This is a genomic window from Rhodococcus sp. BE178, assembly GCF_050433545.1.
Classification (GTDB): Bacteria; Actinomycetota; Actinomycetes; order Mycobacteriales; family Mycobacteriaceae; genus Prescottella.
Genome location: NZ_JBNPXA010000004.1, coordinates 142,971 through 166,985, shown reverse-complemented (window position 1 = coordinate 166,985; position 24,015 = coordinate 142,971). Strand labels below are relative to the sequence as shown.

Sequence of the window (24,015 nt, the reverse complement as noted above, 5' to 3'; positions counted from 1 at the left end):
CTATGCCGATCGACGTCAAGGCCGCACTGTCGGCCGAACCGACGGTGCGCGAGGCCAATTGGACCGAGCGTGACGTCCTGCTGTACCACCTGGGCCTCGGTGCCGGGGTGAACTCGCTCGATCCGGCCGAGCTCGGCTGGGTGTACGAGAAGGGCCTGCGGGTTCTGCCGACGTTCGCGATGGTCGCGGGCCAGGGCGTCTCGGCCGGCACCCTGAAGCCGGCCGGGATGAACATGCCCGGCATCGACATCGACCTGCGCAAGATCCTGCACGGCGGCCAGTCGCTGACGCTGCACGCTCCCATCCCCACGTCGGGCTCGGCGCGCATCTCCTCGCGCGTCGCCGACGTGTGGGACAAGGGCAAGGCCGCGGTCATCGTGCTCGAGCAGTCGGCCACCGATCTCGACGGAAACCCGTTGTGGACCACGGGAATGCAGATCTGGGCCCGCGGTGAGGGCGGATTCGGCGGCGATGCCGGACCCGAGGTCACCACCGCGGTTCCCGAGCGCGAGGCCGACAAGGTGCTGGTCTCGCCGACCAGCACGCAGCAGGCCCTCGTGTACCGGCTCAGCGCCGACATGAACCCGTTGCACGCCGACCCGGCGTTCGCGCAGATGGCCGGCTTCGACCGCCCCATCCTGCACGGACTCGCGTCGTACGGCGTCGTCTGCAAGGCCGTCGTGGACGGCGTTCTCGGTGGCGATCCGGCTCGGGTGCAGAGCTTCTCGGTCCGGTTCGCCGGCTCGATCTACCCGGGTGAGACGATCGAGACCTCCGTCTGGCAGGACGGGGACACACTGACACTGCTCGCCGCGTGTCCCGAGCGCGAGGGCCAGCCGGTGCTGACCCACGCGACCATGGAGGTTCGTTCGTGAAGACCGGGGACCATCCCACCACCCACACCCACCCGCACGGCACCGTGCTGACGTCGGCGCCGCAGGATGCGCCGGTGGACCGTGCGACCGCCGCGGCCCGTCGCGTGATCGACGCGATGCTGCGGACCGATCGGGGCAACGCGAATCTGGATCGTGTCGCGGAGGAACTGAACAGCATCGCCGATCATCTCGAGGAGCACGCTCCCGAGGTGGCCGAGCGGATGGTCGACATGTGGAGCGGTGAGGGCGTCACCCGGCACGACCCGATCACCGGTCCGGAGAACGCGATCGCACCGCCGCTCGTGCTCGAGGGACTCGACGACGGCTCGGTCCAGGGTGTCGTCACGCTGAACCTGCCGTACCAGGGTCCTCCCGGGTGCGTGCACGGCGGCGTCTCGGCGCTGCTTCTCGACCACGTGCTCGGTGTCGCGAACGCGTGGGGTGGCCAGGCAGGCATGACCGCGCAGCTCAACGTGCGCTACCACCGTCCGACGCCGCTGTTCGAGGAGTTGACCATCACCGGCAGGCAGGAGTCGGTGGAGGGCCGCAAGATCCACACGGTCGGCGACATCAAGAACGCCGCCGGCGACGTGTGCGTCTCGGTGCAGGGGCTGTTCATCGACGCATCGGTCCCGCGTCCGCGTTGATTCCCCTTCCTTGGCCGAATGTCACATACGTTCAGTTGGACTGAGCGTATGTGACATTCGGCCGGGATGCGGTTCGGTCGCGGGCGCTTCTTTGAGGAGAACTGGTATGGGAAAGCTCGAAGGTAGGACCGCGATCGTCACCGGCGCGGGTATGGGTATCGGCCGCGGCATCGCGGGTGCGTTCGCCCGCGAGGGCGCGAACGTGCTGGTCGCCGAGATCGACGAGGCCGCAGGTGAATCGACCGCGCAGTGGCTCCGCGAGGAGTGGGGCGTCAAGGCCGAGTTCCAGCGCACCGACATCACCGACAAGAATCAGGTGCACGCGATGGTCGACGGCGCCGTCGCGCAGTTCGGCCGACTCGACATCCTCGTCAACAATGCTTGGCGCAGTACGGGCTTCGCGCGGTTCGAGAACATGACGGACGAGCAGTTGCGCGGTGGGTTCGACATGGCCGTGATGGCCGCGTTCTGGGCGATGCAGCGCGCCCTGCCCGAGCTCGAGAAGCGCGGCACCGGCCGAGTCATCAACCTGGCGAGCCTCAACGGCGTGAACGCGCACATGTACTCGGTGCACTACAACGCCGCCAAGGAGGGCCTGCGCAGCCTCACCCGCACCGCCGCCCGGGAATGGGCGCCGAAGCAGGTGTGCTGCAACGTGATCTGTCCGGGTGCACAGAGCGAGGCGTACCGCCGGGTCGCGGAGGCCAATCCGCAGATGGCGGCGTCGATGGCGTCGGCCAACCCGATGGGCCGCATCGGCGACCCCCTCGACGACATCGGGCCGGTCGCCACCTTCCTCGCGAGTGACGACTCACGCTACGTCACCGGCAACACGCTGTTCGTCGACGGCGGTGGCCACATCAACGGTGTCCAGTGGGCACCGGAGGTGGACTGACCGCGCGGCGTCCCGCGACGGCTCCCCCCGATCAGTTGAAGGGGGAGTCGACCACGCTGCCGAAGGAACTGCCGAAGCTGCCGGTCGCGGAGCTGCCCAGGCTGCCGGTGGATGTGCTGCCGAGGCTGCCGGTGGAGCTGCCGAGGCTGCCGGTGGTGGGCTGGCCTCCGATGCGCACGCTTCCCAGGCTCCCGGTGTCGCCGCCGAACTGCCCGAGAAGCGTTTGCATCCCGCCGGACAGGTCGATGAAGGCGCTCCCGAGCGAGCCGATCGGGGTCGGCTCGGGCAGCAGCGGGGTAGCGCCGGCAGTGCCCGGGGCGAAAGCGATCAGCGTCGCCGTTCCCGCGGCCACCACGACGGACCCGAGTACTGTCCGCACGCGCGACCGGTTCGTCGTGGACTGCCGTGTCGTCAGGTCCTGCACCACCATGTTCCGAGCTCCTTCTGTCGATGTTTGGACGTATAGAACACGATGAGAGGGCTGCCGGTGGTGAGAACGGACGGATTCGTTCCGGTTGTTTGTTGTGCGGGAATCGTTCGCGGGCCTCAGCTGCCCAGGCTTCCTGTGTCGGTACCGAGCAGTTGGAGAATCGCCGCGACGGCACCTTTCGTCTCGATGACGGTGCTGCCGGGCAGGATCCCGGCGGTACCGACTTGCAGTGTCGGGCCGATGAAGGTGGGCGCGTAGTCGACCGCGATTCCGCTGAGTCCGCACTCATGCGTGGGGCAGAGCCTGACCGAGAATGGAGCCAAAAGATCAAAGCATGCAGCGACGCCCGCCCGTACGATGCCATCAAGTCGTGCCACTGCCGCTGCGGATCTTGGTACCTGACGAAGGGATAAATCGCCGACGGGCTTCGAACGAAGTCCGCAGCCGTCGGCGGCGGAGTGGCGCGCTGCTGCTGTACCGAATGCGCAACTGGATGATGCAGTGGGCCAGAAGAGCTGACGCCGCGAACGCTCTTCGATTCCAGAGTTTTACTGTTGCAGCCTATGTCGGCTGCGGACTTTGCATCGGTCGCGCCACCCGCCCCTGCCTCCCCACACCTGAACGGCGCCACCACTGCGGGTGAACCCAGTCGACTGTCGGTCCGAGCCGCATGTCGTTTGGTAGCCACATGATCGCTGACAACTGCGATGCAATCACGGATACTGGCAGAGAGTCCCGGCTGCTTGGAATCGCAGGACCGGATGACTGGTACCCAGATATCGCCAGCCGGGTGATTGGGGACGAGATCATGACAGATACAGCGGAACGGTCAAGGGCGAAGACATCTTCAGCGGAGCTTCAACTCTCGTTTCGTGATGGTGTGACGAGCGCCGATCGGCAGATCGCAGAGCAATCGGTCGCCGCAATGGTGGAGCGTTCTGCAGGGGCGGTCGCGCAGCGTCGTTCCACTGAGGCGGAGATAGTTGAAGCGACCAGATCGATCAGTGGTTCTATTGCCAAGCCGATTGGCGAAGATCTGCACGCCGACGACGCAATTGCGGGGCTGCGTACCAAGCAGATCGTGCAACCCGACGTAATCGACGCGATGGGTCATGGCGTACCGGTGGCGGCCGGTATGCCGTATTCGCCTGAAGATCTAGGAACAGTTCGCGCAGGCTCTGTGGGATTTGTACCGCCATACGATTTCCAATGGGCGTGGCACGATTCTGCCGGTCATCCGCCGAAGAGCATTCTCCAAAATCGTTCCAGCGGCACCCTCGGACTTGATGCCCGATCCGGCGCGCTACCGGGTGGAGCATCGGGGTTTGTGAACGCGCATGCAGGATTTGGAGTCTTCCTCAGATCGGACACCACGGGGCAAAGATTTCCTCACGCAGTCCTCAATCCGGGTCGCTTCACGTTTCAGCTCCGAGCAGTCGGGGTGGGGGCGAACGCGACGTCCGAAGGCGGTTTCGAGCTCACGGTATTCGAGGACGGGAAGTTCTTGACGGGTGCCAGTCGGAAGCTATGGCGGAGCAGGGTTGGTTCAAGCTTGTTCAACCCAGACGAATCATCGTCAGGTGGGCAGGAGAACCACCCGATCACAGGCCCTGAACTCGAGTTCACCCTACGTCGCGATCATGGGTACACGTTCAACGCGGGTATCTGGGTATTCAGCGATCGCTCAACCGGAGTGGGTGCGGGAGCGGTGCAGTCCCTCTTGCAGGGCATCCTCACGCGAATGTGGGTGTTTGGCTGAACTCGGTTTCGGACCACGAGAGGCCCCGTCCCATACCGTCGCATGGCTCGGCCAAGCAACGGCGTTCGCATCAGGGTTCTTTCGCGCGAAACGCCGGAAGTGTCCGTATGCGGCGCGGGTTGTCCGGTCGGTCACGGTCGTCACCGAGAACGGCAGCGACATCGGTTCGAGGTGGGACGCCGGACTGACGGGCGTCGATCGGCGGGGCTGTCCGAAAGATCCAATCCTGGTGGGTGAGGCGCGCCTAGCCTGATCGGTATGAAACCTCAGCTGAACGCGATCGGCCTGGTGACGACGGACCTCACGGCGTCGCTGCGCTTCTACCGGCTCCTCGGCCTCGAGATTCCGGCCGATGCCGAGAGCCAACCGCACGTCGAGACGAACGCCGGAGGTGTCCGGCTGATGTGGGACACCGTCGAGGTGGTCGAGTCGTTCGGCGGACCGTACACGCCGCCCACGGGCGACTCCCGCGTCTCGCTCGCGTTCGAGTGCGACGACCCCGCCCAGGTGGACGAGGTGTGGGCGCGGCTCGCGGCGGCGGGGCACGGCGGAGTCGAACCGTTCGACGCCCCGTGGGGGCAGCGCTACGCCACGGTCAAGGATCCCGACGGCAACGGCGTCGACCTGTTCGCGTCGCTGCCAGGCTGATCCCGGCCGGTCAGCTCACCGAACGAACGACCGGTGATCCGCCGCGACTCCCGGATCAGGTGCGCCTGGTCCACGTAGCCGCACCGCACGGCGACGTCGGCGGACGGGATCCCGAGCCCGGCGAGGTCGCGTGCCCGCTGCAGCCGCAGGATCCCGGCCAGCGTCTTGGGCCCGTAGCCGAAGGAACGGGTACCGAGCCGGTGCAGCGCGCGGGCGGACAATCCGACCGTGTCCGCGGCGTCGGCGACGGTTCGGCCGGACGCGAGCAGTCGTGCGGTGGTCGTCACCACCGGATCCGGCGGCCCCACCTCCGCCAGCCGTGCCCGACCGAACGACTCGAAGGCGCCCGACGCCTCGGCGGGATCGAGCCCGCGCAATCTCGTCGAGCGGCCGCGGCCGATCACGTCGGCGAGCGGGACCCGCCGGTCGCGCAGATGCGCGGCCGGCACGCCGAGCAGGTGGGGGAGCATGCCGGGCGGAAAGCGCAGGCCGACACCGGGCACCGCCGACGCGGTCACCGTGAACGGGTGCGTGTCGGGACCCGCCACCACGACGTCGCCGTCCCGCCACACCAGGTCCATGCAGCCGTCCGGCAGCACGGACCCGTCGGCGGTGCGCACAGTGCGCCACACGACCGCCCCGGGAACCGCCGGTGATGCATGCTCGCTGTACACGACGCCAGTACAGCACGGGTGGGTGACAGGCTCAGCCCAGCCGGCTGCGCAGGGCGTCGAGCGGATCGGTACCGTCGCGACGCCCGCGGGGGCCGTCGCTCTCCGGCAGCGTCAGGCGGCCGGCGTCGGAGCGGGTCCATTCGCGGACCGCCCAACGCTCGGCGATGGCCCACCTACCGTCACGGCGTTCCATGAGGTCCACGTAGCGGCAGCCGCTGGTGAAGTTGACCATGCCGATCCCGTCGCCACCGCCCCAGTGCGCCGCCGTCGAGTACGCCTCGCTCACCGCGTAGTCGCCGTGCAGTTCCACGAGGTGGTTGCCGATGTGGTGCATCGTGCCGCCGATAGCCCGCAGCTTCGGCTGCACCCAGGTGATGAAATCCTCGACGCTGCCGTCGAATCCGGTGTGGTGGTCGATCGCGTCCGGGTGGTAGGCGTCGCGGACCAGGTCGAAATCGAGTCGGTCGATGCCGCGGCAGTAGCGCATGACCACCTCGTAGATGGCCTGCTTGTCGAGCAGTTCGGCTACAGCCTGGTCCGTCGTAGTCACTGGCCCTCCCGGGTGTCGTCGGTCGTGGACTTCAGTCCTACCGCCCAGTCGATCAGCTGCGGAACCTCTTCTCCCGCTGTGCAGAATGTCGCGGGACGGAACACCGCGACGGTGGCGCCCGCGTCGTGCCAGGCGTGGGTCTTGTCCGCGGTCGCGTCGAGGTCCACGGTTCCGTCGTCGCGGCGTTCGGGTGCGACCGAGACCTGGACGACGGCGGAGTCGGGGTCGCGGCCGTGCTCGGCGAACGTGTCGCGCAGCAGGGAGACGCTCTGCGAGAACGTCTGCATGTCTGCGGGATTGACGGTCCACCCGTCGGCGACGCGGGCGATGCGGTCGAAGTTGCGCCGGCTGGGACCGAACCCGAAGATCACCGGCACCCGCTCCTGGACCGGGAACGGCAGCGAGTGGAAGTCCGCGAACGAGAACTCGCGGCCCTGGAAGTTCGCCGGAGCCTTGGTCCACAGCTCGCGGCACGCGCGGACGGTGTCCTCCATGCGGCCGAAGCGGGCATCGAACGGCATGTTGGTGGCGGTGTATTCGGCCTCCTGCCAGCCGACGCCCATCCCGATCGCGGCACGGCCGCCGGAGATGGCGTCGAGCGTGGCGATCTGCTTGGCGAGCAGTACCGGTGGGCGGACGGTCGCGATCAGGACCGAGACATTGAGCAGCACTCGATCGGTGACCGCGGCGACGGAGGAGAGCAGCGAAAGCGGCTCGTACCAATCGTGCTCCAGCGGGAAGGGAAAGCCGTTGGTCTCGACGCGCTGCGCGTGCGCGGCCGCGTTGAAGCCGATGTGATCACCGGTGGAGATCACGTCGACTCCCGCGCGGTCCGCGTCCGCCGCCAGCCGGAGCACCGGGCGGATCTGCCCGCCGTAGAGATTCTCGGCGCCGAGAATGTTCAGACCGACCTGCATGGTGCTCCTGTTCTCGCGGCTACTCCTGCGCAGCTCGCGCTCGGCTAGCGTTCATCGACGATGAACTGAAGGGTCCTCGACATGTCGAGGAAGAGGTTCGCGTCCTCGGCGACCGGCCCGCCGATCGCGGGATCGGCGTGCGCGGCGAGCATCGCGTCGTAGCCGGCGCGGTCCTCGAACCACATCTCGGTGATGACGTCGAAGCTCGGATCGGCCACGCCCGGAGCCCGCACGCTGTCGGTGAGGTCGACGAAGTTGCGGCGGTACTTCTTGATCTGCGGGAACGACCGCAGGATCAGCGGGACATGGACGGTCTCGTAGTGCTCGACGAACTGCTCGCGGGTCAGTTCGGACTTACGCGCGAGCAGGGCTACAGCTTTGAACATGGAGTCTTCCTCGTCGAGATCAATTGAGGGGAGAGATTCTCACAGAGTGCGCTTCGCGTGCTCGCCGAGATCCCCGACCAGGTCGATGCACGTGAGCCGCTGCGTGAACACCCACTCGCCGTCGCGGACGGCGAAGGCGTCGAAGTACCGGCCCGCCAGGATCGGCTGCAGGGGGAGCGCTTCCGTCGCCTGCAGCACCGTGAAGTACGAGAGGGAGGTCGCGGTGCGGTAGTCGTCGGCGACGTCGACCCGCAGGTTGGTGACGACGTGCTTGGTGCCCGGACGCGGCGGCGTGCCGTGCATCCGGATGAAGCCGCGGCACGCGGCCAGCACGCCGGCGGGGTCGGAGTCACGCACCGACCCCACCGGGGTCCCGTCACCGTCGCATTGTCCGTACACCGCCCGCGTGAAGAGCTCCGCGACCTCCTCCAGCCGTCCCTCGTCGATGAGGTGCGTGTACCGGTGAGCGAGATCGCGGACCGCCTCGACAGCGCCCAGTCGCTCGAGCGTGTAGGGGGTCACTGCACGCTGATCTCTCGTCGGATCATCTTGCCGGTCGCGTTGCGCGGCAACAGGTCCGTCGTGAGGCGCCACTTGGTCGGCACCTTGAAGTACGACAGCCGCTCGGATGCGAACTCGCGCAGTTCCTCCTCGGTGACCGTGTGGCCCTCGGCGACCACGACCACGGCCGAGACCTCCTGGCCCAGATCGGGATGCGGCGTGCCGATCACCGCGCACTCCTGGACGGCGGGGTGCTCGTCGAGGGTCTGCTCGATCTCCGTGGGGTACACGTTCTCGCCGCCCCGCAGGATCAGGTCCGAGCGACGCCCGGTGAGCCGCAGGCGACCGTTCTCGACGACGCCGTAGTCGCCGGTCCGCAGCCAGCGATCGGAGGTGATCGAGGCCGCGGTCGCGTCGGGGTCGTTCCAGTAGCCGAGCATCACGAACGGGCTGCGGACGCACACCTCGCCCTCGAGGCCGTCCGGCAGCCACTCGCCGAACGGGTCGCGGATCTCCATGCTGACCGTGATGATCGGCCGGCCCAGCGTGCCCGGGTACTCCTCGAGCTCGGCGGAGCTGGCGACGGCGATCGCGGTGCTGCACTCGGTGAGGCCGTAGCTGTCGACGAGGGCGTTGCGGGCGAAGGGAACCTGCTCGCGGAGCCGGTCCTTGAACGCGATCGACGACGGCGCAGAGGCCAGCGAGAACGAGGTCAGCGAGGACAGGTCGTACTTGTCCAGATTGCCGTGCTCGAGGAGTCGGGAAGCCATCGTCGGGACGGCGCCCCAGTTCGTCACCCGCTCCCGCTCGATGAGACCGAGGATCCGATCGACGTCGAACGGGCCCTGGTTCATGACGACGGCGCTGCCGGTCGCGAGGCGCGGGACCACGAGGTTGTGCAGGCTCGCGATGTGGAACAGCGGCGAGGTGAGCAGATAGCGCAGGTCGCTGGGGGCGTTCGGGTCGCTGGGCTTGCCCGTGAACGCGGCCATGATCGAGTCGCTGAAACGGTGGTAGTCGACCACCGCCAGCAGGTTGCGGTGCGAGTGCAGCGCGCCCTTGGGGCGTCCGCTGGTGCCGGACGTGTAGAGGATGACCGACGGATCGTCCTCGTCGATGTCCACGACGGGGCGGGCCGCGCCGGCGAACTCGGCGATGAGCCGCGGCAGGTCCTCCTCCATGGTCAGCACGGTGACGCCGGAGGTGTCGAGCCCGGCGAGGGCATCCGCGCGCTTGGCGTCGACGACCACGACCTTCGGGGTGCTGTGCTGCAGGCCGTACTCGATCTCGCGCGGCACCCACCAGCCGTTGAGGCCGACGGTGATGGCGCCGAGCGCCTGCGTTGCCCAGAAGGTGCTCACCCACTCCGGGGTGTTGGCGGCGAGGATCCCGACGCGGTCGCCCTTGGTGACGCCGTAGCGCTCGCTCAGGGCCGCGGCCAGTGCGTACGCGTCGGCGGCGTGCTGGGTGTACGAGACCCGGCGGTCCTCGGTGACGAGGTAATCGCGGTCGCCCCACTTGACCGAGTCGGCGAGCAGATCGCCCACGGCCTTGCTGCGGTTCTTCATGACCGGCATCCGGGTGCCGAGGACCTCTTCCTCGACGATCTCGAACGGTCCGCCGGGACCGATCAGACGAGACATGACCTGGTCCAGGTGCAGTTGCGGATCTGCGGGGGCAGTCATGAGTGACCTTTCGTCCGTGTCACAGTGTCGTTCCTGTCACTGCCTGCGCGTGAACGCCCAGGTGCCAGGCTCGGGACATGGGGTGTGACGGGTTTCTCACGGCAATTTCTCATGTCGGGAAGGTTCGGCGGGACGAGTTACCACTCAGCGAGACTAACGGTGATCTGCGCGACAGCCCGAGGCTACTTTTCGCGAAAGGAACATGGCTGGTGGATCGAACCGGAAGGTCCGGTCCGCGGCCGGCCCACGGATGGCTGACCCGCCTACACAGCCCGCAGTCAGAAGCAACGCGCCTACCGGCGCTGCGACAGGAGAGAATGAGTTGGAACGCACGACGATTGCCGAGATGCTCCTCGATCGCCTCGGTGACCAGCAGCTCGGTGTCCGTACCCGTGAGCAGAACTGGACGTGGGACGAGGTGGTCCGCGAGAGCGCCGCGCGCGGCGCTCTCGCGCAGTCGCTGCGCGTGGACGGCCCGTTCCACATCGGCATCCTCCTCGAGAACGTGCCGGACTTCCTGTTCTGGCTCGGCGGCGCGGCCCTCACCGGCGGCACGGTCGTCGGCATCAACCCCACCCGCGGCTCGGCGGAACTCGAGGCCGAGATCCGTTACGTGGACTGCCAGTTGATCGTTACCGACGCCGAGGGCATGGCGAAGCTGAAGGGCCTCGACCTCGGCCTGGCCGACGACAGGTTCATTCTGATCGACGCCCCGGACTACCAGGACCGCCTCGACGCCCACCGGGTCGAGCCCGCGATCGCGGACGGCATCGACGAGGACAACCTGTTCCTGCTGCTGTTCACGTCGGGCACCACCGGCATGTCCAAGGGCGTCAAGTGCAGCCAGGGCCGGCTCTCCCGCCTCGCGTACGCGAACACCGCGAAGTACGGGCACCACCGCGACGACGTCGACTACTGCTGCATGCCGCTGTTCCACGGTAACGCGCTGATGGCGCTGTGGGCCCCGGCGCTGGCGAACGGTGCCACCGTCTGCCTGCCCGAGGCCCGCAAGTTCTCGGCGTCGGGCTTCCTGCCCGACGTGAAGTTCTTCGGTGCCACGTTCTTCACGTACGTCGGTAAGGCGTTGGCCTACCTGATGGCGACCCCGGAGCAGCCCGACGACAAGGACAACAAGCTCGAGCGCGGCTTCGGCACCGAGGCGTCGCCCGAGGACAAGGTCGAGTTCGTGCGCCGCTTCGGTGCGGAGTTGTTCGAGGGCTACGGTTCGTCGGAGGGTGCCGGTTCGGTCAAGCTCGATCCGGAGGCCCCGGAGGGCGCGCTCGGCCGTCCCGCACACGCGGGCATCGCCGTCGTCAACCCCGAGACGCGGGAGGAGTGCGTGCGCGCGATCCTCGACGAGCACGGCCGGGTGCTGAACCCGGACGAGGCCATCGGCGAGATGATCAACAAGGAGGGCGCTCGCGCGTTCGAGGGCTACTACAAGAACGACGTCGCCGACGCCGACCGAATCAAGCACGGTTGGTACTGGACCGGCGACCTCGGCTACGTCGACGAGGCCGGCTTCATCTACTTCGCGGGCCGCAAGGGTGACTGGATCCGCGTCGACGGCGAGAACACCTCCGCCCTGATGATCGAGCGTGTCCTGCGTCGCCACCCCGAGGTCATCGCGACGGGCGTGTACGCGATCCCCGACTCGCGGTCCGGCGACCAGGTGATGGCTGCGATCGAGGTGGATTCGCTCGACACCTTCGACCCCGTGAATTTCGCGGAATACCTTGCCGTCCAGGACGATCTGGGTTCCAAGGCGACTCCGCGCTTCATCCGGGTGTCGACGAACCTGCCGATCACCGGCTCCAACAAGGTCCTCAAGCGTGAGCTGCAGGCCGAACTGTGGCGCACCGACGAGCCGGTCTACCGTTGGGTGGGCCGCGGCGCGCCGGTCTACACGCAGATGACCGACGAGGACAAGACCGCGCTCGAGGCCGAGTTCGTCGAGTTCGGCCGGACGCGTTTCCTGGGCGTGTGAGATGACGACACGCAAGGTTGCCCTCGTCACCGGGGCGAGCCGCGGCATCGGCCGCGAGATCGCGCTCGCGTTCGCGCGCAAGGGTTTCGACGTTGCGATCACCGCCCGTACGGTCCGCGAGGGAGAGGGTGCGGTGACGCCCCGCACCCGCGCGGAGGGCGAGGGTCTGCTCGCGGTGCCGGGCAGCCTCGAGACCACGTCCGCGGAGATCGAGGCGTGCGGGGCCCGGGCGTTGCCGATCCCGATGGATCTGCTCGATCGGGATTCGGTTGTCGGCGCCGCCGACGAGGTGCTGCGCGAGTGGGGCCGTGTTGATGTCCTCGTCAACAACGCCTACGCCCAGACTGCCGGTCACATGGAGCGCATCCTCGACCTTCGCCTCGACGACGCCGAGGTGATGGTGCGGGGAAACTACCTGCACCAGTTGGCGCTGATCCAGCGGGTGCTGCCGTCGATGGTCGACGGCGGTGACGGCGTGATCGTCAATCTGGTGTCCGGTTCGGCGACCACCGATCCGCCGGCGGCGCCCGGCGAGGGCGGTTGGGGCGTGGCGTACGCCGCGTCGAAGGCGGCGTTCGGCCGCCTCGCCGGTGCGGTCAACGCGGAGTACCGCGGACGTGGCATCCGCGCGTTCAACCTCAGCCCCGGGTTCGTCGTCACCGAGTCCGGCAAGGCGCGTGGCGGTACCGACAAGATCGAGGACGCCGGTTTCGACTCGGTTCCGGCGACCGTGCCCGCCGCGGCGGCCGTGTGGCTGGCCACCGCACCCGACGCCGAGCGTTTTCTCGGAAGGGTGGTCTGGGCGCCCAAGCTGGTGAATGATTTCACTGATTCCACCGCGCCCTGACCGGGCGTCTCGGAGTCGCCCGAGTGCAGGTTGGGTCGCGATTCCCGCTGTGCGAGATGTGTGACCCGAGGATTCGGCTCGGTCGCTAGCGTCCGGGACAACGCAGGCAGACAGTCGCCCGGAACCCGGCGACTGTCTGCCTTTGGTAAACGACGTCGTTCGGTATTAGAGGAGTAACGATGGATTTGAGGGAATCCCCCGAGCAGCTCGCGCTCCGCAAGGAGCTGCGCGAGTACTTCGCGAACCTGCTGCCTGCGGAGAAGCGCCGCGCGGCCGGTGAGCAGGGCGTGGGCGGCGAGTACTTCCGTGAGGTCGTCAAGCTGCTCGGCCAGGACGGCTGGCTCGGCATCGGCTGGCCCGAGGAGTACGGCGGACAGGGGCGTTCCATCGAGGAACAGTTCGTGTTCTTCGACGAGGTGCAGCGCGCCGGTCTGCCGTTCCCGTTCGTCACGGTGAACACCGTCGGCCCGACGCTGATGAAGTACGGGACCGAGGAGCAGAAGGAACGCTTCCTGCCGGGGATCCTCGCGGGCGACATCGTCTTCGCGATCGGCTACACCGAGCCCGAGGCCGGCACCGACCTCGCGTCGCTCAAGACCCGCGCCGTCCTCGACGGCGAGGAGTGGGTGGTCGACGGCAACAAGATCTTCACCTCCGGCGCCAACACCGCCGACTACGTGTGGCTCGCGTGCCGCACCGATCCCGAGGCCCCCAAGCACAAGGGCATCTCGATCCTCGTCGTGCCCACCGACGACCCCGGCTTCTCGTGGTCGCCCATCAACACGGTCGGTGGCCTGATGGTCACCTCGACGTACTACAGCGGCATCCGGGTGCCGCAGAAGGACGTCATCGGTGAGGTCAACGGCGGCTGGCAGCTGATCGCCGCGCAGCTCAACCACGAGCGCATCGGCCTCGCAGCGATCGGCGGCCGCACCTACGGCCTGTGGCACCAGGTTCTGGACTGGGCCAAGGCGAACGGCACCATCGAGATCCCGTGGGTGCAGCAGGAGTTCGCACGCACGCACGCCAAGCTCGAGGCGATGCGCCTGCTCAACTGGAAGATGACGGCGGCCGTCGCGGCGGACAAGCTGTCCGGCGCGGACGCCGGTGCCACCAAGGCCTACGGCACCGAGACCCACATCGACGTGTACCGCATGCTGCTCGGCATCCTCGGCGCCGCGGGTCGCATCCGCCCCGAGTCGCCGGGTGCGCTGCTGGCCGGTCAGATCGAGCAGATCTCTCGGCAGGGCATGGTCAACACGTTCGGTGGCGGCGTCAACGAGGTGCTGCGCGACATGGTCGGCACGATGGGCCTGGGCCTGGTGCGAGAGAAGAGGGTCAAGTGAGCGAATTCCTCACCAAGCTCGGGGCATTCGAGGGTCAGGTCCTGACGCCCACGACGTGGGGCCCGGACGAGGTCAACACCCCGATGATCCGTCACTGGGTCGAGACGATGGGCGACACCAGCCCCATCTACCTTGACGATGACGCCGCGCGCGCCACCGGGCGTGACGGCGCGGTCGCGCCCGCGCTGATGGCGCAGGTGTGGACCATGCGCACCTTCAACGACAAGATGGCGAACAACGACCCGTCGCAGGTGTGGACCGACCTGATCGCCACGCTCGACGAGGCGGGCTTCACGTCCGTCGTCGCGACCGACTCGGACTTCGAGTTCTTCGTGGAACTGCGTCCCGGCGACCGGGTTTCGCTCACCGAGGTGATCGAGTCGATCTCGGAGGAGAAGAAGACGGGCCTCGGTGTCGGGCACTTCGTCACGACGCTGAAGACATACCGCAACGGTGACGACGAGGTCGTCGCGACGCAGCGCTGGCGCACCCTGCGGTTCAAGCCGAAGGGCAGCGAGAAGCCCGTCGAGAAGCCGGCAGAGAAGGCGGAGAAGGCAGGGAAGTCCTCGGGGGCGATCCCGGGCCTGCGCCCGCGTCCGGCGCTCAACGCCGACAACGCCTTCTGGTTCGAGGCCGCCAAGGAGCACCGCCTGGTGATCCAGCGCTGCGCGAACTGCGGTGTGCTGCGCCATCCCACCGGACCGATGTGCGGTGCGTGCCAGTCGCTCGACTGGGACACCGTCGACGCCTCGGGCCGCGGCATCGTCTACAGCTTTGTTGTCAACCACCATCCGCAGATCCCCGGGTTCGAGTACCCGCTCGTCGTGGCGACCATCGAACTCGAAGAGGGCACCCGCCTGATCGCGAACATGACCGGCGTCGCGCCGGACGACGTCGAGATCGGCATGCCGGTGGAACTGGACTGGATCGACGCCGACCCGGATCTGACGCTGCCCGCGTTCCGGCCGGCCGCACGGGAGGACTCCTGATGGACTTCAACTTCAGCGAAGAGCAAGAGGCGATTCGCAACCTCGCCGACGAGGTCTTCACCAGCAAGGCCGACATCGACCGGGTCAAGCAGGTCGAACTGAGCGACGAGCGCATCGACCGCGACCTGTGGCGCGAACTCGCGAACACGGGCCTGCTCGGCATCGCGCTGCCCGAGGATCTCGGCGGCGGCGGCATGGGCCTGTCGGAGCTGTACGTGCTGCTCGAGCAGCAGGGCCACCACGTTGCGCCCGTGCCGATCTGGCAGTCGGCCCTCGCGGCCCTCGCGGTCGCCGAGTTCGGCTCCGACGCCCAGCGCACCGCGCTGGTTCCCGGTGTCGCCGAGGGCACGAGCTTCCTGACGATCGGTCTCGAGGAGTTCGGCCCGTACGTCGCGGGCGACCCGCAGACCACGGCCACCGAGGCCGGCGGCCAGTGGACGCTGACCGGCGCCAAGGCCGTCGTCCCGATCACGCACGTCGCGGACCGCGCGATCGTCTCGGCCACCACGCCGTCCGGTGCGGCGCTGTTCGTCGTCGACCTGGCGGCCGACGGTGTCACGGTGGAGCAGACGCACTCCACCAACTGGGAGATCTGCGGCAACGTCACGCTCGAGTCGGCTCCCGCGGAGCTGCTCGGCCCCGCAGACGGCAACACCGCCCAGTGGCTGCTCGACCGCGTCGAGCTCGCTCTCGCCGCGATCCAGCTCGGCGTCGGCTCCGGTGCCGTGCAGCAGGCCGTCACGTACCTCAACGGCCGCATGCAGTTCGGGCGTCCGCTCGCGACGTTCCAGGCCGTCAACCACCAGCTGGCCGATTGCTACATCGACCTCGAAGCGATGCGCGTGACGCTGTGGCAGGCCGCGTGGCTGCTCGCCGAGGACCAGGAACCCGGCACGTCGGTGCTCGTCGCGAAGTGGTGGGCCACCGACGGCGGCCAGCGCGTGGTGCACCGCACCACGCACGTCCACGGCGGCATGGGTGTCGACACCGACTACCCGGTGCACCGGCACCTGCTGTGGGGCAAGCAGATCGGCGCCACCCTCGGTGGCTCGGCGTCCGACCTCGCCCGTCTCGGCGAGCAGCTCGCCGCCGGTGTCGAGGTGGTCGCATGACCACCACCGTGCCCGCGCTGACCGGGCGCAGCTACGACGACATCGCGGTCGGCGAGGTGCTGCCCGAGCTGGCAATCCCGTTGACCCGCACGCTCATCGTGTCCACCGCGATCGCGACGCGCGACTTCCAGGACGTGCATCACGATCCCGAGCTGGCGCGCGAGCGCGGCTCCAAGGACGTGTTCATGAACATCCTCACCAGCAACGGGCTGGCGGGGCGGTTCGTGACGGACTGGGCCGGACCGTTCGCGACGGTGCGTCGGGTGAAGATCCGTCTGGGCGCCCCGAACTACCCGGGCGACACCATGACCATGACCGGTGAGGTCGTCTCGAAGGAGAACGGCCTCGTCGAGGTGAAGGTGCAGGGCGCGAACAGCCTCGGCAACCACCTCGCCGGCACCGTCACGGTCGCGTACCCCGCTGCCAGCGAAGGAAAGGACGCCTGATGGCCGTCAGCCCGCTCTCGGGTGCCGCCGCGATCGTCGGTATCGGCGCCACCGAGTTCTCGAAGAAGTCCGGCCGCTCCGAGCTGCAGCTCGCGTGCGAGGCCGTCACGGCCGCGCTCGCGGACGCCGGTATCGACCCGTCCGAGGTCGACGGTCTGACCACCTTCACGATGGAGACCAACGGCGAGATCCTCGTGGCCCGCAACTGCGGGCTCGGGGAGCTCAAGTTCTTCTCCCGGATCGGTTACGGCGGCGGCGCGGCGTGCGCGTCGGTGCAGCAGGCGGCGATGGCCGTCGCGACCGGCATCGCCGACGTCGTGGTGGTCTACCGTGCGTTCAACGAACGCTCCGGAATGCGCTTCGGCGCGGGCCAGCACGACCGCCCGATGGACAGCACCGCCGACCGCGCAGCGTACGCATGGCTGACCCCGCAGGGACTGTCGACTCCCGCCCAGTGGGTCGCGATGTTCGCTCGCCGGTACATGTACCAGTACGGTGCCACGAGTGAGGATTTCGGTCGGGTTGCTGTCGTGGCGCGCAAGCATGCTGCGAACAACCCGAAGGCGTGGTTCTACGGCAAGCCCATCACGCTCGAGGACCACCAGAACTCCCGGTGGATCGCCGAACCGCTGCACCTGCTCGACTGCTGCCAGGAGACCGACGGCGGTCAGGCCCTCGTCATCGTCTCGGCCGAGCGCGCCAAGGACCTGCGCAACAAGCCCGCGATCATCAAGGGTGCCGCGCAGGGTTCGGGCAAGGACCAGCACATGATGGCGAGCTACTACCGTCCCGACATCACCGGCATCCCGGAGATGGGTCTGGTCGGCCGCCAGCTGTACGCGCAGGCCGGTCTGACGCCGGACGACATCAATGCGGCGATCCTCTACGACCACTTCACCCCTCTGGTGCTCCCGCAGCTCGAGGAACTCGGTTTCTGCCGTCCCGGCGAGGCCAAGGACTTCATCCGCGAGGGCAATCTGGAGATCGGTGGACGGCTGCCGAGCAACACGCACGGCGGCCAGGTCGGTGAGGCGTACCTGCACGGCGTCAACGGCATCGCCGAGGCGGTCCGGGTGCTGCGGGGCACGTCCACCAACCAGCCCGAGAACGTCGAGAACATGCTCGTCACGGCGGGAACCGCGGTTCCCACGTCCGGCCTGATTCTCGGCGTCGCCTGACCGAATTACCTGGAAGGACCGAAGAATGACGGCAGTGGAGCAGAAGCCGGCCGGCGCGTGGCGTGGGGTCGACCTCGGCACCCGCACGGTGAGCTACGACGAGCGCGACGCGATCCTGTACGCGCTCGCCGTGGGTGCGAAGGCCACCGATCTGGACCTCGTGATGGAGGACCGGCTGCGGGTGCTGCCGACGTTCGCGTTGACCCTGGCCCAGTGGGCCCCCGACGAGCTGGGCCAGCGCGGCGCCTTCGACATGAAGACCGCGCTGCACGGCTCGCAGGAGCTGAAGGTGCTCGCACCGCTGCCCCGCAGCGGTGAGGTCACGCTGAAGGCCAGTGTCGGCGAGGTCTGGGACAAGGGCGCCGCGGCGGTGTTCGAGGTCAAGGTCGAGTGCGAGTACTTCGTGGCGACCTGGTCCCTGTTCGCCCCGGGCGCAGGCGGATTCGGTGGCGAGCGTGGCCCGTCCAAGCCGCCGGCGCCGGAGGGTGACGCCAACGTGACGGCCCAGCTCGAGACCGCGTTCAACGTGGCCGCGCTGTACCGCCTCACCGGCGACCGCCACCACATTCACATCGATCCGGCGGCCGCCGCCGGCATCGGACAGCCGCGCCCGATCATGCACGGACTGTGCACGCTCGCCGCGTCGACGTTGCCGCTCGCGAAGGAGCTCGGGGTGCACCCGGCCGACCTGACCGAGCTGCAGGGCCGCTTCGCCGCGCCGATGTTCCCCGGTGACACCGCGGATCTGCAGGCATGGGGCGACGCGTCGGGTCTGTCGTTCGAGCTCGTCCGCGAGGGCAAGGCTGCGATCTCCGGCGGTTACGCGGTCTTCACCAAGTAGCCCGCAACGACCGAATGTCACATGCGTTCAATCAGATTGAACGCATGTGACATTCGGCCACGACTTCAGCTGCGGGAGCACTCGACGAAATCGTGCTCCCGCAGCTGTTTTCATTCCGCCGACTCGCGATGCGTCAGATCTCGGGGTGTGTGGCCATGTAGCGGGCCGGGTACTCGCCGCCGCCGTGGACGGCCAGATCGGCGCCGTTGACGTACGACGACAGGTCGCTGCCCAGGAACAGGCAGGCCTTCGCGATGTCCGACGGAACCGCCATGCGCTCGATCGGCAGCGTGCGGGTGACGGCGGCGCCGCCGTCCTCGCCGTACACCGATGCCGCGGCCTCGGTGCGGATCAGCCCGGTGGTGATGTGGTTGATGCGCACCTTGGGTGCCCATTCGAGAGCCAGGGCCTTCGTGAGTGCCAGCAGGCCGGCCTTCGCCGCGGTGTACGCCGCGGTGCCGGGCTGCGGCTGATGCGCGGAGACGCTGCCGATGTTCACGATCGCGCCGCCCGTCTCCTGCTCGCGCATGACGAGATTCGCGGCCTGCGCCATGTAGTACGGCGCCAGCAGGTTGAGTGCGACAATCCTCTCCACGAAACGCGGCGACACCGTGGCGGCATCGGCGTCCGGCGAGCCGCCGGCGTTGTTGACCAGCACGTCGAGGCGCCCGAAGCGATCGACCGCATCCTGGATCAGGGCCGTGGCGTCGGCGGGGTCGCGGACGTCGACGGCGCGGAAGGCCGCGGTGCGGCCGTCGACCGAGGGCAGGTTCTCCGGCTCGTTGCGGGCACACACCAGCACGTCGGCGCCGGCCCGCAGGAAGTGTTCGGCGATGGCGAAGCCGATGCCCTTGGTTCCGCCGGTGACGACCACGGACCGGCCGGTGAAGTCGACAGGGTTGGGGTAGTTCACGCGAACTGCCTTTCTGTGTGGCGCAGCGGTTGTAGCGGAGTGCCCGTCCCCACGAGGATCCGTGGGGCTCAGAATCTTTCGTCGCGAATTTCGCGAAAACGCTGCGGACAAGCAAATGCTTGGTTAAGAATATCCGACTGGAGGGTTGTAGCACCAGGTCTCCGCGTTTCTCACGACATACCGAGAGCAGGTACACATGGGCAAGCTTGACGGCAAGGTCGCACTCATCACGGGCGCCGGGCAGGGCATCGGCCAGGGCATCGCGCACGCGCTGGCGAAGGAGGGTGTGTCGATCGCGGTCGCGGGGCGCACCGAGTCCAAGCTGGTCACGACGGTCGAGCAGATCGAGGCCTACGGCGGCAAGGCGTTACCTGTCCGGTGCGACGTGAGCGACGCGGCCGACATCGAGGCCGCCGTCGAGCGGACCGTCGGGTTCTTCGGCGGTGTCGACATCCTCGTCAACAACGCCAACGACTGCGGCCCCGGGCCGCTGCTGTCGGTCAAGGACGAGGACTTCGAGCGGTCGTTCGCGACCGGACCGCTCGCGACGCTGCGCCTGATGCGCGCGTGCTACCCGTCGATGAAGGAGCGTGGCGGCGGATCGATCGTCAACCTCGTCACGTCGGCGGCGGTCCGCTGGGACGCGAGCAACTACGGCGCCTACGGTTCGATCAAGGAGGGTATGCGCTCGCTGACCCGCGCCGCGGCCTGCGAGTGGGGCATCGACGGCATCCGCGTCAACTCCATCGCGCCGCACGCGATGTCGCCCGCGCTCGAGGGCTGGATCGAGCGGTTCCCCGAGGAGGCGGAGGCGTTCAAGGCCGGTATCCCGCTGCGTCGCATCGGTGACGCCGAGAGCGACATCGGCCGCGCCGTGGTGTTCCTCGTCGGCGACGACGCCGGCTACCTCACCGGCGCAACCATTCCGCTCGACGGCGGGCAGTCTCGCTGGGGCTGACATGGTGACGACGCGCACGGCGGCAGACCGGGTCCTGATCCTCACGGAGGATCCGGGCATCGAGAAGGCGATCCGCGCGGCCGCCGGTGCCGCCGTCGCGATCGTGCGCCCGGGTGCCCGCACCTCCGAGGAGGTGCGGGCGCTGCTGCCCGGGGTCGACGTCGTGGTCGCGGACTGGAGCGGACGCCTGCCGCTCGGCGCCGCCGAGGCCGCGGTGGGTCGACACCTCGAGCTGATCCAGCAGCCCGGCGTCGGCATCGCCTACATCGACCTCGACGCGTGGGCGGAAACCGGTGTCCCGGTGGCGAACACGCCCGGCGGTAACGCGGCCTCGGTCGCCGAGTGGGCGGTGGCCGCCACCGCGAACCTGTGCCGGTCCCTCGGCTGGGCGGATGCCGAGATGCGTTCCGGCCGTTGGCCGCAGGCGTCGATCCTGCAGCGCGACTGCCGCGATCTCGGCGAACGTCGGGTGGGCCTCGTCGGATTCGGCGACATCAACCGTCGCTGCGCCGCCCTGTTCCAGGCGTTCGGGTGCGATGTCGCGTATCACTCGCGACGGCCGGATCCGGGGTCCGCGCTGCCCTACCGGTCGCTGGGCGACCTGCTCGCGGAGTCGGACGTGCTGGTGGTGGCGGTCCCACTCACCCCGCAGACCCGCGGACTGATCTCCGACCGGGAACTGGCGCTGCTGCCGCCGGAAGCGTTGGTGGTCAACGTTTCCCGCGGACCGGTGGTGGACGAGATCGCGCTCGCCGACGCCATCCGATCGGGCGCAGTGGCGGGAGCGGCACTGGACGTGTTCGCGCACGAACCGCTCGAGCCCGACAGTCCGCTGCGCGAACTCGACGGCGTCCTGCTCAGCCCGCACATCGCCGGCGGCAGTTCCACCGCTCGCGCCCGGATGTTCGAGATGGTGGCGCAGAACGTGGCGCGGGTGTGCCGCGGCGAGGCGCCGCTCTGGACGCTTCGGTGACTCTAGGGTCGAGGCAGCGACACGCGCCGGTCGCAGGTCTCTCGGCGACCGGGGCATGGATCGTTCCGACCCGCCGTCAGAGCAGGTGGACCTTCTTGTAGAGCAACTTCGACGGGCCGCCGACGAGGCCGACGCTGTCGAGGAAGCTCATCAGCTTGGAGCCCGACGTGCGGATCATGTCGTGGTGGTGGGTGTTGGTGCGGGCCGCCTCGAGTGCGCGCTCCTTGTCGAGACCGGCGTTCGCGTAGACGTCGGGATGAATCATGCTCTTCATGACGAAGTAGACGACCGCGGCGGTGTTGACGCGTTCGACGGCCAACCGGGCGCGGCTCGCGCCCTGCAGTCGGCGTCCGACCTCCTCGCGGGCGAACCGGATGTGCCGCGCCTCCTCGAGTACGTGGATCTTGCTGACGGTGCGGGTGACCGGCTGGACGCGTTCGTCCTTCATGAAGTCACGCTGCATCATGTCGAGGATCTCCTCGGCCGCCATCACGCTGGCGTATGCGTTGGCGCCGCGGAAGAAGCCGCCCCACAGGCGACCTGCCTTGTGGATGAACGGGATCGGGCCGTAGTCGGGCATCCCGAGGCGCTCGCCGGCGCGGGCGAACATCACCGAATGGCGGCATTCGTCGGCCACCTCGGTGAGCGCGAACTGCACGTGGCGCGAATGCTTGTCGCGGCCGTAGACGTCGCGCAGCAGCATCTGCATGAGCAGGATCTCGAACCACAGGCCGACGCTCGACACGCTCGCCGCCTCGTGCTTGGTGAGCTCGATCTTCTGCTCGTCGCTCATCTCGTCCCACAGTGCGGTGCCGTAGAGCGTGCTCCACTCGGGGGTGAGGCCGAACTTGTCGGTGGGGACCGGGGCGTCCCAGTCGACCTCGACCATCGGGTCGTAGGACTTGCGTGCCGACGACGCGAGCAGCCGACGTGCGGTCTCCTCACGGTCGGATACCGACAGAGCTGTGCGAGTCGACGGAGTCGCAGTGGTCATGACTACCCCTCGTTCGTGTCACGGCCGCAGTCGCGGCAAGCCATCTGTGTGTGACTGCTGGTTACTGTTAGCTGAACCATACAATGGGCATTGTCACAATGGCAACGGTCACTCGGCGGCCGCGTCGAGTTTTGCCTGCTAGAGCGGGCAGCGAATGGGTGTACGACCGGAGCACCTCGACCCATGCGGCGTAGCCAGCGCCGCCCAGATGGAGGCGATCACGGGTGAAGTCGGCTCGCAGGCCGCCGTTCTCATCGGCGAGCGCGGGCCACAGGTCGATGTAGACGGCATCGGACTGTTCGGCGATGTCCCGGTACGCGCCATTGAGTTCGCGGATCCGCCCGGCGTACCGGCGTTGCCGGGGCACCACGGTCTGCACGAACAAGGGCACTTCGGGTGCGCGGTCGCGCACCGCGCCGACCAGCCGCCGCATATCGGCAGCGACCCGGTCGGGGGACCTGCCCATACCGATATCGTTCGTCCCGACGGGCAGAAATACCGCGGCCGGAGCGTCGATCGAGGTGTCCACCGGTGTGGTCAGGCGCTCCATCATCCCTAGCTGTAGACACGGCGTTTCCGGGCGCGCGGTGTGTCTAGTTGATGGGCAGGTTGATATAGACCATGACGGCCACGAACGTGAGGATGGGGATGCTCCAGGCGAGGCGCGCTCGCTGATAGCGGATCCAGGTTCGGATGATCTCCGTGAAAGTCATTCCCCGCCAGGTCGGTTGCCGCATGCGTCGCCCTCGTCCACTCCCGACCGTCGCCGTATCAAGCGCCAGGCGAGCGAAGGTCCGCTGTCACTCCGTGCGCTGATGACATGGCCTGGTGGAGTCCGGACCCGCACGGGGCGGTCGGCGGGTCGGTCATGGTCTTGGGTGGCGGGGTGTCGGCGGTGGTGGGCTGTATCGACGTGAGTAGGCGATGTATCCGGCGTATCCGAGCAGCGTCAGTATCGGGAGCACGGTGACGGTCGGCCTGATCCAGAACGGGACGTGTACTCCGGCGGCGGTGATGCCTGATAGGCATGTGACCCCGACGATGATGAGGGTGACAAGGACGCCGATCCACTCGAGGTCAGCGATGAACTTGGTGTTGAACTCGTTCCTGTTCTCGGGCCGTGTCCAGTAGTTCGAGTGCGGTCCGGCCACATTGAAGGCGCGGTCGGGGATCTTGGGGATGTACCACCGAGCGCCACCACAGATCAGTGCTGTGCCGAGGGCGAAGGCGCAGGTGATGGTGACGTACTGGCCGAGGCTCATCCATTCGGTGATCTCTCCGGATCCCTCGAAGTGCGATGGCAGCTGGCCGGGTGCTGTGAGTAGCAGCCAGCTCGTGGCGAGTACGAACGCCACGCCGGATCCGACGAGCGCACACGATGATGGGCGCACGCGATTCGGTGATTTCCCCATGCGCGGACCATACTCACCGGCAGCTTCCACTGTGACGCAGGGTGATTGCCGA

General features: G+C 68.0%; 28 protein-coding genes. 15 read left to right on the top strand and 13 right to left on the bottom strand.

Going from position 1 to position 24,015, the window contains the following annotated elements:
* Nucleotides 1–2: 2 nt before the first annotated feature.
* The 3 genes from J2X34_RS10065 (at nt 3) to J2X34_RS10055 (ending at nt 2,417) form a co-directional block, all read left to right on the top strand.
* Entirely contained in the window at nt 3–875 is an 873-nt protein-coding gene (locus J2X34_RS10065) for a MaoC/PaaZ C-terminal domain-containing protein (protein WP_114723159.1), read from the top strand.
* The gene (locus J2X34_RS10060; RefSeq protein WP_114723158.1) at nt 872–1,522 is read left to right on the top strand and encodes a PaaI family thioesterase; all 651 of its coding nucleotides are present in this window, start codon (nt 872–874) and stop codon (nt 1,520–1,522) included. Before J2X34_RS10065 ends, J2X34_RS10060 begins: the two co-directional genes overlap by 4 nt.
* 106 nt (nt 1,523–1,628) lie before the next feature.
* Nucleotides 1,629–2,417, top strand: coding sequence for an SDR family NAD(P)-dependent oxidoreductase (locus J2X34_RS10055; RefSeq protein ID WP_114723157.1), 789 nt, complete (start codon nt 1,629–1,631; stop codon nt 2,415–2,417).
* A 31-nt stretch (nt 2,418–2,448) separates the two neighbouring features.
* Here J2X34_RS10055 and J2X34_RS10050 read toward each other — a convergent pair whose 3' ends face one another.
* Both J2X34_RS10050 and J2X34_RS10045 read right to left on the bottom strand, forming a co-directional pair.
* Nucleotides 2,449–2,847 (bottom strand): hypothetical protein, encoded by a 399-nt coding sequence (locus J2X34_RS10050; RefSeq protein WP_429516930.1) that lies wholly within the window; start codon nt 2,845–2,847, stop codon nt 2,449–2,451.
* Between the two features lie 116 nt (nt 2,848–2,963).
* Nucleotides 2,964–3,224 (bottom strand): hypothetical protein, encoded by a 261-nt coding sequence (locus J2X34_RS10045; RefSeq protein ID WP_147283551.1) that lies wholly within the window; start codon nt 3,222–3,224, stop codon nt 2,964–2,966.
* Nucleotides 3,225–3,535: 311 nt separating this feature from the next.
* Between J2X34_RS10045 and J2X34_RS10040 the strand changes: the two genes are divergently transcribed.
* Nucleotides 3,536–4,606, top strand: coding sequence for a hypothetical protein (locus J2X34_RS10040; RefSeq protein WP_429516928.1), 1,071 nt, complete (start codon nt 3,536–3,538; stop codon nt 4,604–4,606).
* A gap of 258 nt (nt 4,607–4,864) precedes the next feature.
* Entirely contained in the window at nt 4,865–5,254 is a 390-nt protein-coding gene (locus J2X34_RS10035) for a VOC family protein (protein ID WP_429516926.1), read from the top strand.
* Here J2X34_RS10035 and J2X34_RS10030 read toward each other — a convergent pair.
* Genes J2X34_RS10030 through J2X34_RS10005 form a run of 6 tightly spaced genes read right to left on the bottom strand, consistent with a single transcriptional unit; the run spans nt 5,191 to nt 9,967 of the window.
* Complete coding sequence (locus J2X34_RS10030; RefSeq protein WP_114723153.1) at nt 5,191–5,928, bottom strand: helix-turn-helix domain-containing protein; 738 nt, start codon at nt 5,926–5,928, stop codon at nt 5,191–5,193. The two genes, J2X34_RS10035 and J2X34_RS10030, sit on opposite strands and share 64 nt — an antisense overlap.
* 31 nt (nt 5,929–5,959) lie before the next feature.
* Nucleotides 5,960–6,478, bottom strand: coding sequence for a nuclear transport factor 2 family protein (locus J2X34_RS10025; RefSeq protein WP_258558035.1), 519 nt, complete (start codon nt 6,476–6,478; stop codon nt 5,960–5,962).
* Complete coding sequence (locus tag J2X34_RS10020) at nt 6,475–7,395, bottom strand: TIGR03619 family F420-dependent LLM class oxidoreductase (protein WP_429516924.1); 921 nt, start codon at nt 7,393–7,395, stop codon at nt 6,475–6,477. Before J2X34_RS10020 ends, J2X34_RS10025 begins: the two co-directional genes overlap by 4 nt.
* Before the next feature lie 44 nt (nt 7,396–7,439).
* Nucleotides 7,440–7,781, bottom strand: a complete 342-nt coding sequence (locus J2X34_RS10015; protein ID WP_429516922.1) for an EthD domain-containing protein — start codon at nt 7,779–7,781, stop codon at nt 7,440–7,442.
* Nucleotides 7,782–7,820: 39 nt separating this feature from the next.
* Complete coding sequence (locus tag J2X34_RS10010; RefSeq protein ID WP_429516920.1) at nt 7,821–8,303, bottom strand: nuclear transport factor 2 family protein; 483 nt, start codon at nt 8,301–8,303, stop codon at nt 7,821–7,823.
* On the bottom strand, nt 8,300–9,967 hold the full coding sequence (locus tag J2X34_RS10005) for a class I adenylate-forming enzyme family protein (RefSeq protein WP_114723149.1): 1,668 nt from the start codon (nt 9,965–9,967) through the stop codon (nt 8,300–8,302). The genes J2X34_RS10010 and J2X34_RS10005 overlap by 4 nt, the downstream gene beginning before the upstream one ends.
* Nucleotides 9,968–10,313: 346 nt before the next feature.
* Between J2X34_RS10005 and J2X34_RS10000 the strand changes: the two genes are divergently transcribed.
* From J2X34_RS10000 to J2X34_RS09965, 8 genes are all read left to right on the top strand, one after another.
* On the top strand, nt 10,314–11,954 hold the full coding sequence (locus J2X34_RS10000; protein WP_429517187.1) for an AMP-binding protein: 1,641 nt from the start codon (nt 10,314–10,316) through the stop codon (nt 11,952–11,954).
* A gap of 1 nt (nt 11,955) precedes the next feature.
* Complete coding sequence (locus J2X34_RS09995) at nt 11,956–12,801, top strand: SDR family NAD(P)-dependent oxidoreductase (RefSeq protein WP_429516917.1); 846 nt, start codon at nt 11,956–11,958, stop codon at nt 12,799–12,801.
* Between the two features lie 179 nt (nt 12,802–12,980).
* Complete coding sequence (locus tag J2X34_RS09990) at nt 12,981–14,147, top strand: acyl-CoA dehydrogenase family protein (protein WP_429516915.1); 1,167 nt, start codon at nt 12,981–12,983, stop codon at nt 14,145–14,147.
* Nucleotides 14,144–15,136 carry a bifunctional MaoC family dehydratase N-terminal/OB-fold nucleic acid binding domain-containing protein gene (locus J2X34_RS09985; RefSeq protein ID WP_429516913.1) on the top strand — a complete coding sequence of 331 codons (993 nt, stop codon included), beginning with the start codon at nt 14,144–14,146 and terminating at the stop codon, nt 15,134–15,136. The genes J2X34_RS09990 and J2X34_RS09985 overlap by 4 nt, the downstream gene beginning before the upstream one ends.
* Nucleotides 15,136–16,248 carry an acyl-CoA dehydrogenase family protein gene (locus J2X34_RS09980; protein ID WP_429516911.1) on the top strand — a complete coding sequence of 371 codons (1,113 nt, stop codon included), beginning with the start codon at nt 15,136–15,138 and terminating at the stop codon, nt 16,246–16,248. Before J2X34_RS09985 ends, J2X34_RS09980 begins: the two co-directional genes overlap by 1 nt.
* Complete coding sequence (locus tag J2X34_RS09975; RefSeq protein ID WP_114722150.1) at nt 16,245–16,694, top strand: MaoC family dehydratase; 450 nt, start codon at nt 16,245–16,247, stop codon at nt 16,692–16,694. Before J2X34_RS09980 ends, J2X34_RS09975 begins: the two co-directional genes overlap by 4 nt.
* Nucleotides 16,694–17,872, top strand: a complete 1,179-nt coding sequence (locus J2X34_RS09970; protein ID WP_114722149.1) for a lipid-transfer protein — start codon at nt 16,694–16,696, stop codon at nt 17,870–17,872. Before J2X34_RS09975 ends, J2X34_RS09970 begins: the two co-directional genes overlap by 1 nt.
* A gap of 25 nt (nt 17,873–17,897) precedes the next feature.
* Nucleotides 17,898–18,713, top strand: a complete 816-nt coding sequence (locus tag J2X34_RS09965; RefSeq protein WP_114722148.1) for a MaoC/PaaZ C-terminal domain-containing protein — start codon at nt 17,898–17,900, stop codon at nt 18,711–18,713.
* A 133-nt stretch (nt 18,714–18,846) separates the two neighbouring features.
* Here the strand turns inward: J2X34_RS09965 and J2X34_RS09960 are convergent, their stop codons facing one another.
* Nucleotides 18,847–19,626: an SDR family oxidoreductase gene (locus J2X34_RS09960; protein WP_429516908.1), complete on the bottom strand. Its 780-nt coding sequence runs from the start codon at nt 19,624–19,626 to the stop codon at nt 18,847–18,849.
* Nucleotides 19,627–19,822: 196 nt separating this feature from the next.
* Here J2X34_RS09960 and J2X34_RS09955 point away from each other — a divergent pair, with 196 nt between their 5' ends.
* Complete coding sequence (locus J2X34_RS09955; RefSeq protein ID WP_114722146.1) at nt 19,823–20,584, top strand: SDR family NAD(P)-dependent oxidoreductase; 762 nt, start codon at nt 19,823–19,825, stop codon at nt 20,582–20,584.
* Between the two features lies 1 nt (nt 20,585).
* Nucleotides 20,586–21,557 carry a 2-hydroxyacid dehydrogenase gene (locus J2X34_RS09950; RefSeq protein ID WP_429516906.1) on the top strand — a complete coding sequence of 324 codons (972 nt, stop codon included), beginning with the start codon at nt 20,586–20,588 and terminating at the stop codon, nt 21,555–21,557.
* A 76-nt stretch (nt 21,558–21,633) separates the two neighbouring features.
* Here the strand turns inward: J2X34_RS09950 and J2X34_RS09945 are convergent, their stop codons facing one another.
* The 4 genes from J2X34_RS09945 to J2X34_RS09930 all read right to left on the bottom strand — a co-directional run bounded on the left by J2X34_RS09945 (nt 21,634) and on the right by J2X34_RS09930 (nt 23,906).
* Complete coding sequence (locus tag J2X34_RS09945) at nt 21,634–22,551, bottom strand: AurF N-oxygenase family protein (RefSeq protein ID WP_429516905.1); 918 nt, start codon at nt 22,549–22,551, stop codon at nt 21,634–21,636.
* A gap of 67 nt (nt 22,552–22,618) precedes the next feature.
* A complete protein-coding gene (locus J2X34_RS09940) occupies nt 22,619–23,104 on the bottom strand; it encodes a GDSL-type esterase/lipase family protein (RefSeq protein ID WP_429516904.1) in 486 nt (161 codons plus the stop codon).
* Between the two features lie 40 nt (nt 23,105–23,144).
* On the bottom strand, nt 23,145–23,288 hold the full coding sequence (locus tag J2X34_RS09935) for a hypothetical protein (protein WP_174913712.1): 144 nt from the start codon (nt 23,286–23,288) through the stop codon (nt 23,145–23,147).
* A 129-nt stretch (nt 23,289–23,417) separates the two neighbouring features.
* The gene (locus J2X34_RS09930) at nt 23,418–23,906 is read right to left on the bottom strand and encodes a hypothetical protein (RefSeq protein WP_429516902.1); all 489 of its coding nucleotides are present in this window, start codon (nt 23,904–23,906) and stop codon (nt 23,418–23,420) included.
* Between the last annotated feature and the right edge of the window lie 109 nt (nt 23,907–24,015).